This is a genomic window from Planococcus sp. CAU13 (assembly GCF_000775575.1).
GTDB lineage: Bacteria > Bacillota > Bacilli > Bacillales_A > Planococcaceae > Planococcus.
Genome location: NZ_JRGN01000206.1, coordinates 1 through 14063, shown reverse-complemented (window position 1 = coordinate 14063; position 14063 = coordinate 1). Strand labels below are relative to the sequence as shown.

Below are 14063 nucleotides of genomic sequence, written 5' to 3'. Positions count from 1 at the left end.
GCGCCCGTTCAGCTCCGAAAGGCATAAGACAGATCAGTGAAGTGGCCTTGGCCGCGCAGCTGAGTTGACTTATGACCCGAGGAGTTGGGCCGCTGGAGTCTGGACAGTATAAAATAATCAGAGTGAGAACTCAAATCAGGTGATTCCCATATGAAAGAACGTTTTTTTGGAATAGAAGTCAATACAGAAGGTTATGAAGAGTTGATGGCCAAGATTTTCGGCCGGATCCGTTCAGGCGAAAAGTCGTTTATCGTCGCCATCAACCCTGAAAAACTGATGGCATCGCGGAAAGATGATCAGCTGCGCGCAATTTTGCAGACAGCTGATTTTCAGATTCCGGACGGTGTAGGCGTCCTGCTGGCTTCAAAGCTCCGCAACGGCAAAATTCGGGAGCGTGTTACCGGTATCGATATGATGGAAACCCTCTGCAGAACTGCTGCAGAAAAAGGTGAATCCATCTTTCTTTACGGCGGCAAGCCCGGAGTGGCGGAAGCGGCGGCGGCTGCACTGCAGGCCAAATATCCCGCTCTTCAAATAGCCGGGATCCTTGACGGCTATGAAAAAGACTTGGATTTGATTCGCGGTAAAATAGATGCATCCGGTGCTTCTATTCTTTTCGTGGCGATGGGGAGTCCCAAACAGGAGCAGTTCATCATCCGTGAAATGCATAATCTGAAACCGTCCGTCTACCAGGGAGTCGGAGGGTCATTTGATGTGTTCGCCGGGAATGTGAAACGCGCCCCGGCCATTTTCCGTAAATTTGGTCTGGAGTGGTTATATCGTTTGATAAGGGAGCCGTTCAGGTGGAAACGACAACTCGCCTTACCAAAGTTTTTGCTCGCCGTACTGAAAGAGCGAAAAAAGATAGAAGGTTCCTGATATGTCCAAGCTGAAAATTGCTTCCATCCTGTTTCTGCTTTCCACCTTCATCTTAAAATTTTCCAGCATGCTGCGTGACCTCGTCATCGCGGGTCTTTTCGGCGATTCCTACCGCGCAGATGCTTACATAGCGGCCATGACCATCCCGAATGCGCTTGTGTTATTCATGCTGACCGGGATGAAAGATGCCTTCCTGCCGAGTTATTATAAATTCGATGCCATCGGCAAAGGGGAAGAGCATCTGACGAACATCGCCAAAGGGACGATGTGGATCTGCCTAATCCTGTCCATTGGCGGCATGATTCTCGCAGCTCCGATTGTCCGAATCGCCTACCCGAGCTTCGCTGAATACGAAGACGGCTTCTTCATCGCCACCTGGACGATCGTCATCTATTTTGCGTCTCTTGTCTTCGTCGGCATCAACGCCGTCTATGAAGGCTATTTCGATGCCCACCGGAAATTCTCTTTTTCGGTGTTCTCCCAGACAAGCGTCGTTTTGATGACCATCGTCTTCGCGCTCCTGTTCCACAATCAAATAGGTATACTGGCCGTTCCAATCGGTTATTTCGTCGGTACGATTGTTTCGTTGATGCTGAAGCTTCTTTACCGCACACCGAAAAAGTTCATGAAATGGAAGCAGCCGCTCGATAAAGAAGAAGTCAGGCAGTTTTATTTAATATTCTGGCCGGTCGGTCTGACAATTGCAGTGGGGCAGATCAACCTGATGGTCAATACATTCTATGCGGCGGGGCTCGAGGAGGGTGTCGTTGCGAACCTGAACTATGCGTTCCGCCTGATCAATATTCCGCAGGCGATTTTTGGAGTGACGATCGCAACCATCGCTTTCCCCATCATCGCACGCGCCAAGGTCCTCCATGACATGGCGTTTTTCCGCAAAGGTGTGGAAAAAGGCCTCCTGTATATGCTGATGTTCATCACACCGACTCTCGCCGGAATGTGGCTCCTGATGGAACCGCTGGTCGAAGCGGTTTACGAACGCGGCGCCTTTACACCGGAGGCGACGATGCTCGTTTCATCCTATGCCATTCTCTACATCGGGTCGACTTTCTTCTATAGTATCCAGGCGGTCGTCGCTAAAGGATTCTATACACTTGAAAAAGGTCACCTGATGATGCGCATCGGACTCGGTTCAATCTTACTCAATATCATTTCGAACTATATTTTCTCCCAATTATATGGTGCACCCGGTATCGCCCTATCCGCATCACTTGTCGGCATGTTTTATTCCATTGTGACATTCAGCATGCTGTGGAAGCTGATCGACGGAATGGAAGCGAAATATTTGATCAAGAATTCACTGCAGATCGCTTTTGCAACAGCGGTCATGCTCGGCATTCTGGTGCTCATCGAATGGCAGACGGCTGTCGGCGCATTGCCCGCAATCCTGCATATCGCAATTCTCGGCACGATAGGGGCAATCATTTACTTTGCCATCCTGCTGCTGTTCAAGAATGAATTCGCCAGGAAGCTGATAGAAAAAGGCGGCAATCCGAAATCACTGATCTAAACCGATCCCCAGATCTCCGACGTTTAAAAGCGTTCAGGAGGTCGGGGATTTTTTTGATTTCAATTAACAGAAAATTTGAGTAAACATCCCAATACTATTAATAACAAAAATCCATTAATGGAATAAAATTCTTATTTTCCAATACTTAAAAAATATATAAGTAATAGCTTGCTAATTCTAGGTATATTCACTATGATAAAAGACATAGAATAATTTTCTTGCTCATTACTTATATAGTGTGCGGGAAAATGGAAAAGGCGCCGGAATTTCCGGCGCCTTTTTTCTTGAATTGTTAGAAGAATTACAAGGGGTGTCATAGTTTATCCAATAAGCAGAAGAAAATTGGGACTATAATCATTAAAGTCTAACCAAAATCTCTTAAATAATTGGAATTACTTAGGAATTTATCTCATTTTTACCTTAATAATAAAATTTCCTGTAATAATATTGACATATTGAAATGTTGAACCTATACTTGGAGTTGTAGTGTTTTATCTGCAATTTTTATCCTAAATTTGACAGATATAACTTTATTTTATGAAATTTGAGGAGGAAATTATTCTATGTCGAAAAACAAATTTATGGCCGGCGCTATCACAGCTGCTATGGTCGCTACGGCAATCGCACCAGTTGCTGGAGCACAAGTAAATCAGAACGCTGACACTTACTCAGACGTTGCTGTAACTAACTCACACTTTGACAACATCATGAAAGCTAAAGAGCTTGGTTTCCTTCAAGGTAGCCCGGACGGAACTTTCAAACCTGCTGTTTCTCTAACTCGTTCAAACGTAGTTAAAGCACTTGGTAAATATGTTGTTGCTCAAAGCGGCGGAACATTGGAAAGCTACGACGTTAGAGGCGTAACACCTTTCAGCGACGTTCCTTCTACAATCGCTGACAAAGAACTTTACAACTATTCATTAGTAGTTAAAAAAGCTGGTATCTTCTCTGGAGACAGCAACAAACTTAACCCATTGAACAACATCACTCGTCAGCAAATGGCTAAAGTTCTTGTAAACGCTTTTGATCTTAAAGATCTTCCAAACAGAGATTCAAAAGTTACTGACAACAACAAAGCATTGGCTGAATACCGTTCATACATCAACATCCTGTCTGAAAACGGTGTAACAACTCAAGCAGAATTCATGCCTGATACAAACGTTTCACGTGCGCAATTTGCTTCATTCCTAGTGCGTTCTTATGAAGCTTCAAACGTAGTAGCTGCAGCGGTTAATTCTGTAAATGCAGTTAACGCTAAAGAGTTGCAAATCACTTTCACTCAACCAATCAAAGAATCTTCAGTTATCGATGATAAAGATGACCTAATTGAAGGAATTGTAAAGCTTAACTCTGCTGATGCTCGTTCATTAACAGACAACGCTTATCTAAGTGCTGATGGTAAAACATTGACATTGGTAGCTGCAGACAAATGGAACGGTTCATATGCTTTTGAAGTAGTTAAAAATAAAGTCGAAGCTGCAAATGGTGAAAAAGTTGGAGAATACAAAGTATTCCTAACTGCAAGTGATACTGCTCGCCCTACATTTGCTGGCGTTTCATATGAGCCATCTGGTCAAGCTAAATTCTCATTTAGTGAGCCTTTGAATGAGTCAGCTTCTGACATCGCTTCTAAATTAGTAGTTTCAGGTGGCACTTCTGTTACTATTAGTGCTGACGATATTGAAGTGGCTGATGATTCTAAATCATTTAAAGTTACACTACCAGCATCAATGACTAAAGACGCTTCTTATACATTTACTTTCACAGGATTGGCAGACTTTGCTGGAAACTTACTAAGTCCGAATCCACTTTCAGCTACAGTTGTTAAAGCTGATCGTGATACAGTAAAACCAACAGTAACTAGCGTAACAGCTCTTGATACTGGTAAATTACAAGTAACTTTCTCTGAAAAAATTCGTTCTACCGGAGCTGCTGTAAAAGTTGGCGATACAACTTATACTACTTACACGCTTGACACTACAGGAACAGTTGCCACATTTACTAACGTTGGAGCTTTAACTGAAGGTGTTAAATCAGTTACAATTTCAGATGCATTAGATTTAGCTGGATTGAAAATGAATGAAGTTACTCGTGTCATTCAAGTAAATGCTGATACTACAGCACCTGCTTATGTTAATCATACAGTTGAAACTGTTGGCGGAACACGCTATCTAGTAGTAAGCTATAACGAAGAAATTACGGTTAACTCATCCAAAGAAGTTGCTGGTACTTATGTTAATTCAAACAACATTACTCTACCTGTTGCTGGAATTACAGGTGATGATATCACTAGAGGAACAGATAAAAAATCTGTTCGAATTAAATTACCTGCAACAGCAGGAACTTACACTCTAGGATTACCAACTGGTTTGGTTGAAGATACTTCAGCTGCAACTAATGATTCAGCTGCTCGCAATGTTACATTTACTGTAGGTACAGCAGTTGATGCTACGAAACCAGTTACAGAAGATTTCTATCAAGTCGGCAACAAAGTTACAGTTAAATTTGACCGTCCTGTGACAGCCGCAACTGCTTTGAATGTAAATAATTATTCTATCGATGGAGTTTCTTCTCCGTTCTCATCGGCTATCTTCAAAGGTGATGCTCAGACTGTTGAATTGACATTGAAGAATGATGTAATTACTACTAACGGTGTTCGCAACTACACTGTAAGCAATGTAGCAACTTCTGCTGGTTCAGTAATGGTTTCTGAAACTGACACTTATGATTTCAAAGAAAACGTACGTCCAATAGTTCAAAGTGCTAAAGTAATCAATGCTACTCAAATTGAAGTAACTTTAAGCGAAGCATTGAAACTTGAAACTGCAGGAACTGACTTCGACGTATTCCAAGGTTCTACTACAGCTCTAGCTGAAAATGGAGCAGAAGTAATTGCTGGAACAAACAACAATAAAGTAGTTATTACTTTAGCAACGCCACTTACTTCATTGAACGGTATTACTCTTGGTGCTTCTTCTACGATTGACCTAGCAGATGTTAACGGAAACGTTGTTAACTTTGTTGGACCGATTGCAGTATCAAGCAACTAATATTATTCTTAATAGCTGCATTCACTTGTGGTTTAAGAAACGAGATAATATCTTGTCTCAAGAATAGTAAGTATAAAAAGACTTCCCGAGAGAAATCTCGCGAAGTCTTTTTTTCATTTCCCTAATCCCAATCCAAAACTATTATAGTATACTGGTACAGTACTAAAATTTTCCTGTTTATATAACAGCAAGGAGCTGCCACATTGAAAGAACGCATATTGTATTTTGACTGGCTGCGTGTCTACGCGACCATCATGGTTGTCACAATCCATGTGGCAGCCAATTATATTGGGATAAATTATTTGGAAGGCAAGACGGCCTGGATATCGGCTAATTTCTATGAATCGCTGGCCCGCAGTTCTGTGCCGCTGTTTGTGATGATCAGCGGGGCGCTGCTGCTCAGCAGCAAACAGGAGATCAATTATCCGCAGTTCCTGAAAAAACGGGTGAGCAAGATCCTCATTCCACTGGTGGCCTGGAGTTTTATCTATTACTGCTACCAGGTATTTGTGAGAAAATGGATTGAAGAGTTTTCTTTCACAGAATTCATTACTAAGTTCCTGAACGCCGATATCAGCGTCCATTTCTGGTTCATGTATATGATTCTGGGCTTGTATCTTACGACTCCGATCATTAAAGTGTTTATCCAGAATGCACGGCGGAAAGACATTGAATACTTCCTGCTGCTCTGGTTCTACGCGTCGGTGATCGTGAAATTCATGAAATACCATTTCGATTTGGCTTTCAACGTTGAACTTTTCCACGTCACCAATTACATCGGCTATTTTGTGCTCGGCTATTACCTGGCGACTTTCCCGATGAACGTCTGGTGGACGAGAATCGGTTACGCGATGGCGCTGCTCGGCTTCAGTTCGACTTTCTTCCTGACGCATTATTTCACAGTCGCACAGGAAGGGGTGCCGCAGCTGTTCTGGTATGAATACCATGCCCCGAGTGTCCTGCTCGCTGCTGCCGGTGTGTTCCTTGTCTTCAAGCACCTGTTTGCAAAAAGGAAGATTGGTCCGGTGCTGAACGTTGCGAACAAGCTGAGCTTCGGTATTTACCTGTTGCATATCCTCGTGATGTTCAGCCTGATGAATACCCGCCTGATGCGGATTGTGGACGCCCAGCATCCGCTGCTGGCAATTCCGGCCGAAGTGTTTATTGTCATCGTGATCAGCGCGGCCATCAGCTACGTCATCAGCAAAATTCCGGTTGTAAAAAATTTGATACCATAATAACTGCTTCAAAAATCATTAAGCCCACCATAGTAATAATATGCGATAACTCCCGAAATATTACGGAGTTATCTTTTTTATTACTATTTCAATAAAATTCTCCTATAGATGAATAAATAATATATAATAACTTTCGGTAAGAAAAATAAAAATATGCCGAAGGAGCAAATCATGACTAAAAATCCTAACAAAAAATTCAAAAAGCTTAACTTCATCTTGATCGCTGCAATACTGTTTTTCGTATTTACAGCATCTCCGTCACTTGCTGCAGTCACATTCAAAGACGTGCCAAAAGGTTATTGGGCACATAAAGAAATAACTGAACTTGCTGAAGAAGGCATCATCAAAGGGAGACTGGACGGTACTTTCGGACCAGTGGAATCTGTGACCCGTGCACAGAGCGCCATGATGATCGTGCGCGCGCTTGATATACCGACAGCCAACCGCCCAAATCCGAATTTCAAGGACGTCAACACCAAAACTTCCGGCTATGCGGAAATTGCTGCATTGGTCGATATGGGCGTCTTCATGAAAGCGGAGAAATTCAACCCGGCTCAGCCGGCATCACGTGCACAGATTGCAAAGATTCTTGTAAAAGCGTTTGAATTGAAAGGAACAAGTTCGAAAGTGAAAGCTTTCAATGATGTTCCGGCGGGCGACTCGTTCCGTCCTTACATCGATACGCTTGTGACAAATTCAATTACGACCGGTACCACTCCAACGACGTACAGCCCATATAAAAATGTCACAAGAGTGCAGATGGCAGTTTTCATCCATCGCATTCTGGATAAAAAGAATCCATCAGCACCGGCTCCAACTGGAGAAGCGGCAATAATGGCGGAAATTCTGACCCTGGTCAATAAAGAACGGGCGAAAGTCAACGTACCGGCTCTGAAGGTACATGCAGGATTGCAGAATGCAGCGTTGATCAAATCAAAAGACATGGCTGATAACAACTATTTCAGCCACCAGTCACCAACATACGGCAGCCCGTTTGATATGCTTAACACACTCGGCATTTCTTACAGAGCTGCGGGTGAAAATATCGCATATGGACAGCGGGACGCCCAAAGCGTCATGACGGGCTGGATGAACAGCGACGGACACAGAAAAAATATACTGAGCACAAATTATACGCATATTGGAATCGGCACAGTCAAAGGCGGTTCCGGCGGGATCTACCATACGCAGCTGTTCATGAAACCATAAACAAAATAACCTTTTTAAAGGTGAATAAAAGATCCATTGATAAAAGCCCGGGAACTGTTTCCGGGCTTTTAAAATTGCGTATTTTTGTTATGGTGCTGCAAAGGATTTGTAAAAACAAAACATATCTCAAACAAAATAACAGAATTTTATAAAGAAAAGTAAAATATTAGTTTATTGTTGTTACAAACAGGGCATATATTAGTGGCGGCAATCATAATTAGTCAATTTTTAATTATGCATGACTGCTTCTTTTTTTATTCAGATTAAGGAAATATTAAACATTATTTTTATGGTGTTTACTGCTTTTTCCAAAAAGAGGCAGTTAAGCATAAAGTTTAACAAATCAAAAGGAGGACAATGTCTTATGTCGAAGAAAGCGAACTACAAATTTATGGCCGGTGCGGTGACAGCTGCGATGGTGGCTTCAGCAATAGCTCCAGCAGCAAGTGCCAATGAGGTCGAGGCACAGTCGGAATTTTTGTATTCGGATGTCTCCGCAAGCAACTCTCATTTTGATGCCATTTATAAAGCCCGTGAACTTGGAATTCTTTCCGGCTATCAGGACGGGACATTCAAACCTGCCCGGGAATTGACACGGTCGAACGTTGTAAAAGGCCTTGGTAAATATGTAGTGGCTGCAAGCGGCAAGGAATTATCGGAATACGACCTTTCTGACGTGGAACCTTTCAATGATGTTACAGCAGCCAGCGGAGACCAGGAACTCTATACTTACTCACTGATTGTAAAACAGGCAGGCATTTTTGAAGGGAGTAATAATAACCTGATGCCTAATCAGCCGATCGCACGTCAGCAGATGGCAAAAGTACTTGTCAATGCATTCGGTCTCGAGGATCTGCCTGGCGACAATTCCAAAGTTAAGGACAACCATAGAGCAATCGCAGAATTCCGTCCGTATATCGATATTCTTTCGGAAAACGGCGTAACAGTGGTGGAAGAGTTTAATCCGCGCGGCACGACTGTCCGTGCGCAATTCGCTTCTTTCCTTATCCGTTCGCTGGAAGCTTCCATGGAAATCCCGGCTGATGTGGCAGCGGTGAATGACGCAGAAACGGTTGCGGCGATGGATGCGGCATTACTAGCATTTGAATATCCGAACTATGTTAATCTCGGGCTTGACAGCCGCAGGGAAGTGGCTGAAGCGTTCCTTGGATTATATGGGGACGAAGAATTCTATTCAGAAGAAGAAGTAGTGGAAACACTTGAGGATCTGATCGCTCAATACCGCGCAATTATTTCAGGCGTAAATAATGCGCGCACGATTACGGCGATGGACAGGGCTCTTGAAGCGCTGGAATTTGCTCCTTATAACAGCTTGAACCCATCTGCCCAGTTGGGAGTTGCCGAAGATTTCCTGAATGCGTTCAATAGCCGGACAGACGCCAGCGGCAATCGTATTCCGTTCACGACAATCGCGGCAATCGAAACATTCCTGCTGCAGACCGGGGAACTTGCGCCGGTTGTGGAAGAGGTCACTGCAAACGAAACCTACTATAATACAGCGGCACCGGTATTCGGCAGTGAAGGAACTGCCACGCTTTCAAGAAATGGCGGACCAGCTGCAGCATACACTTCAGGAACAGAAATTACTGAAGACGGCAATTACGTGCTGACTGTAATCAGTGCGGGAGGTACAACTGTCGTACCGTTTACAGTCATCAGTATCGACTCGGCTGCGGAACTGAACCAGGCACTGGCTTCGGGTGAAGAAGAAGTGAGCCTGGCCGGAGATATCACGGATGCAAATGGCAGCAGAATCCTTATCAGCGACACGGTCACTTTCGACGGAGCAGGCTTCTCAATCGATGCGCCGATTGAAGTGGCTGCAGGTGCGGACGACACTGAAATAACAAATGTCACAGTGGAAACAGGAAACGTTTCAGGCGGCGAAGCTTCAGGATTCTATATTACGGCCAATAGAGTCGTTTTGGACTCAGTAACAGTGAATGGGGTCGATGACACGGCCGGCAACGGTGTGGATACGCCGCTCGGAGAAAAACTCATCACCATCACAAATTCCGAGTTTAATGATCTGCTGCGCGGTGTGAACCTGAACAGCAATGATCTGGTAGCGACAGGGAATACCTTCACAGATGTGACTTACGGAATCGGCGGAACTGAAAACAGTGCCATTACGGTAACCGGCAACAGCTTCATTAACGGCACTGAAGGCATCGGCCTGGGTACAGGTGTGACGGTCGCTTCTGCTGGTGCAAATGTACTTGATTACCTTGAAGACGATAATACATTCACGGATGTAGAAACTCCTGTAGCGGATTACCGCTGACAGACAAACAGCCTGCCGAAACCCGGCAGGCTGTTTTTTTTGGATTTTATTCCATTACTCGTTCAATTTAAGGATGATTACATCATCAACGATTTGCACGGAATCCGGATGCGGCCAGACAGCCATATCGGAAAACGCTTCACTTTCGAGGATTGCTTCTCTTTCCTCTTCAGTCGCGAGCTCGAACTCGACGCCAAAAAGATTGGCGAACATGTACTGGTAATGCACAGGGTGGGCAAGGGAAGTTTCACCGAGCACGCCTGTCATTTCGGGAATCCGTTGCGGAATGATCGTGCGGCCGAGTTCGCTCGATAAATAATGAGTGCCGAATATCGCCAGTGTATTGGCGTCTTCATAGCCCTCGGTCTGTTCGATGCGGTCCAGGACCCGGTTTGCATTGGCATAGGATTTTTCATATTTTAACGTCGTATTGAAATAAGAAATATTGGCGATCAATCCAAAATTAAAAATGGTCAGCCCAAGTACAGCGACAACGCTCCAGGCAAGAACTTTTGAATCGGCCATCTGCTCATAAAACAGGATCGGCAGGATGTAAACTGGGACAAGGCCCATGATCATCAGCATGTGATAATCGACTCCTGAAGAAACAAAATACAGGATATAGGCCAGAAACGGCATTGCGGCTATTGCAGCGGCGGCAAGCGCCGTAAAGCCGATGGAGCGGCGTCTGCCCATGGCAATGAACAGAACGGCGATAAGCACCAGCAGGAGGATATTCAGAACAGTGAACAAGCTCACTTCGCCTCGGCCGACAATCCCATCAAAGAAATAAAAGACAGCGGATTTGGCGATGGAATAGAACGGCGAGAGAATGCCGCCGGAAGCGACGCCGATATCATTCAATCCCTGATAATCGGAAATTTCACCGCCGAAAATGCCCTGGTAAGCTTTGAACAGGATCGCATAAAAAATCATTCCGATTGCCACCATTGCCACGTACGCAGATGATTTGATCAGTGTATGGCGGATGGAATCCTTACCAAACAGCAGCGACTGGATGATGACCAGCGCGGCCAATGTCAGAGTTAACGGAAGATTCGCCTGGTAGATGCCCACCGATACAAAAAGAATGATGGAGCCCGGCAAAAAGCCCCATTTGTATTTCTGTGTTACCAGCAGCGCAAGGCCTGCCAGCAGGAAACCGAACATATAGCCATCAGCCGTAAACATATAGGAAAACGTCGACGTGATGGTCGGGAAAGTCACGATCAACCCGGCTGTCAGCCAAATGGAAATTTTCTTCTTCAGCCCAAGTAGTTCGGTGACGACCACCGCCAGCAGGGACAGATAGAGCGTCGACAGCAGGCCGATGACCCAGGGCAGATCAAATAAGGAACTGATGCCGCTGAAAGGTCCAAGGAAAAATCGGCCGGATTTGAATTTGAGCTGGGAATTATAGATATTTATAAGTCCGTCATGATTCGGGGTGTATTGAGTGAATATGTATAAGTGAGTAAGTAATCCAATCAGGAAAGCGGCGAAGAAAGCAATTTTCCATTCGGAGCGCATCTTCTTCTTGAAATTTTCGAGAAATTGTTCTGGCATAATATCCTCCTATAATTGTTTGCATCATCAAAGATTATAGCATATTTTACCGGCTGTTAGTACGGTTGGAAAAGATCCTGATCCGCTATTCACTGAAGTGCATATTTAATTATTTACATAGGTCTAAACACTCTCATTTTGCACGCTCATACGTGCTATAATCTCTTATCGGATGAACCAGACTTTCTATTTTTTAATGGAAAATAAATCAATAATTAGGTATATATATGATGTTTACAGGGTATAAAGTATATATGTTGATAAAACACATGAAGCGAGGGCCATCGATGAAAAAACTGGGTGTTATCGGGATTATTTTTGCCGTTGTTTTTGCCATGCAGCCAGCAGCAGCTGCGGAAGAATCTCCGAAGGAACGGGCCATTGTCGTTTTTAAGGAGAACGCTGAGCAAGGGTTTTTGGAGGAAATGGGAATTGAAGTTATGGAATATTATCAGAATGTCCCCGCGGCTTCCATACTCGCTTCAGATGACACTCTTGCAGTTCTGAAGCAATCGGACAGCGTCGCTTCCATCGAAAGGGATAAAGTCGTTAAGCCGGCTGTCCAGCTGACTGGATGGGGACCTCCGATGGTGCAGAGCACATTAAGCTGGAATTCCGGCTATACCGGAAAAGGGGTTAAAATCGGAGTGGTCGATTCCGGAATATCGCCGCATCCCGACCTTCGGATTGCCGGTGGCGTTTCAGTCGTCGATTATACAAATTCCTATCATGATGACAATGGCCACGGAACACACGTGGCAGGAATCATTGGAGCCCTCGATAACAGTATCGGCATTAAAGGGGTGGCACCGGAGGCAGATCTCTACGCCATAAAAGTATTTTCAAAAGAAAATAAAGGTTCCCTGATAGATGTCATCAGCGGCATTGACTGGGCCATCACCAACAAAATGGACGTGCTGAACCTGAGCCTGGGAACAGATACAGGATCATCCCTCTTCCATGAAATCATCAAAAAAGCACATCAGCAGAATATACTTATCGTAGCAGCGGCCGGCAATAAAGGACTGGAAAATCCCGATGCAGATACAGTCGAATATCCTGCCCGCTACAATGAAGTCATCGCTGTTTCAGCTGTCGACAATCAGAAAAAGCGGGGAGTATTTTCAGCGGCCGGCCCCGCAGTCGATGTAGCTGCGCCCGGCGTCTCCATCAGGAGTACATATTTGAATAACGGCTACAGGGAGATGAATGGAACGTCGATGGCGGCTCCTTTTGTAACAGGCCAGGCAGCACTCATCAAACAGGCATACCGCGGGCTTAACAACGACCAGGTGCGGAACATCCTGTTGAAGAATGCGCTCGATCTTGGAGTGAAGGGCATCGATCCGGTATTCGGCTTCGGCCTCCTGCAGGCACAGCCCTATAAGCTTCCTGTCTACGGCAAAACCGCATCGCTGAATCCGGCCAAATCACTCTTTCTGGAAAAAACGCAGCTTGCCGGCCCTGAAAGAACGGCAAGCGTTCAAAAAGTGAAAGTCAAACTGGCCGGGGGAGAAGAAGTTGACGTTACGAACGACGCAGTGTGGAAATCAGTCAATCCGGCTATTGCCACAGTCAATAAAGGAACCGTCACTTTCATTTCACCGGGAACAACTGAAATCACAGTGAGCTATAACAACGTTTCTGCAAAAATGGCCGTGACAGTTGTACCGGCTGCTGCTACAGTCGCCATCGGTTTTACGGATGTGGCATCGGATTACTGGGCATACAAGGAAATCAGTGAAATGGCCGCGCGGAAAGTGGTGAAAGGGTATCCTGATTTCACGTTCAAGCCGAATTCTGTAGTGAAACGCGCAAATACCGCAGTAATGCTGGACCGGGCCATGACACTTGTTCCAAAACTTCCCTATGTTCCGTTCGCAGATGTTCCCAAATCCCATATCTATTTTAATGAGATAACAGCCGTCCAGCAGGCGGGTATTTTTGACGGTAATGATATAGGTTTCATCCCTGTGGGTGAGCTGACCAGAGCGCAAATGGCGAAAGTGCTAGTCAATGCATTTGGCATAAACGAACCCGGCACCAATCCGTTCCCGGACGCACAGGAGCACTGGGCCAAAGAATTCATTGATCCGCTGTATGCGGCCGGTGTCACTACCGGTTCGGGTGGCACGTTTAAGCCGGAGCGGAAAGTGACGCGGGCAGAGCTTGCGGTGTTCATGTACCGGGCTGCGGAATGGCAGGCGGCACAGAATAAGCAATAACCGGTTCGGGTTTCTTCTATATAATAAGAAAAAGACTGCAGTGCACATTGAGTGCGCTGCAGT

At 45.0% G+C, this 14063-nt stretch carries 8 protein-coding genes; 7 read left to right on the top strand and 1 reads right to left on the bottom strand.

Features of this window, described 5'->3' with window-relative positions:
• Positions 1 to 150: 150 nt before the first annotated feature.
• The 6 genes from KW93_RS09210 to KW93_RS09185 all read left to right on the top strand — a co-directional run bounded on the left by KW93_RS09210 (position 151) and on the right by KW93_RS09185 (position 10209).
• Positions 151 to 879 (top strand): WecB/TagA/CpsF family glycosyltransferase, encoded by a 729-nt coding sequence (locus KW93_RS09210; RefSeq protein WP_033542712.1) that lies wholly within the window; start codon positions 151 to 153, stop codon positions 877 to 879.
• Position 880: 1 nt separating this feature from the next.
• Positions 881 to 2407, top strand: coding sequence for a murein biosynthesis integral membrane protein MurJ (gene murJ, locus KW93_RS09205; RefSeq protein ID WP_033542711.1), 1527 nt, complete (start codon positions 881 to 883; stop codon positions 2405 to 2407).
• A gap of 563 nt (positions 2408 to 2970) precedes the next feature.
• The gene (locus KW93_RS09200; protein WP_033542710.1) at positions 2971 to 5457 is read left to right on the top strand and encodes an S-layer homology domain-containing protein; all 2487 of its coding nucleotides are present in this window, start codon (positions 2971 to 2973) and stop codon (positions 5455 to 5457) included.
• Positions 5458 to 5660: 203 nt separating this feature from the next.
• Positions 5661 to 6695, top strand: a complete 1035-nt coding sequence (locus KW93_RS09195) for an acyltransferase (RefSeq protein WP_033542709.1) — start codon at positions 5661 to 5663, stop codon at positions 6693 to 6695.
• A 171-nt stretch (positions 6696 to 6866) separates the two neighbouring features.
• Positions 6867 to 7904, top strand: coding sequence for an S-layer homology domain-containing protein (locus tag KW93_RS16950; RefSeq protein WP_161787034.1), 1038 nt, complete (start codon positions 6867 to 6869; stop codon positions 7902 to 7904).
• Between the two features lie 364 nt (positions 7905 to 8268).
• The gene (locus tag KW93_RS09185; RefSeq protein ID WP_033542708.1) at positions 8269 to 10209 is read left to right on the top strand and encodes an S-layer homology domain-containing protein; all 1941 of its coding nucleotides are present in this window, start codon (positions 8269 to 8271) and stop codon (positions 10207 to 10209) included.
• A gap of 54 nt (positions 10210 to 10263) precedes the next feature.
• On the opposite strand, the gene KW93_RS09180 is transcribed toward KW93_RS09185, so the two are convergent.
• On the bottom strand, positions 10264 to 11775 hold the full coding sequence (locus KW93_RS09180; protein ID WP_033542707.1) for a glucosyltransferase domain-containing protein: 1512 nt from the start codon (positions 11773 to 11775) through the stop codon (positions 10264 to 10266).
• Between the two features lie 287 nt (positions 11776 to 12062).
• Between KW93_RS09180 and KW93_RS16945 the strand changes: the two genes are divergently transcribed.
• Complete coding sequence (locus tag KW93_RS16945; RefSeq protein WP_052131543.1) at positions 12063 to 14000, top strand: S8 family serine peptidase; 1938 nt, start codon at positions 12063 to 12065, stop codon at positions 13998 to 14000.
• The last annotated feature ends 63 nt before the right edge of the window (positions 14001 to 14063 follow it).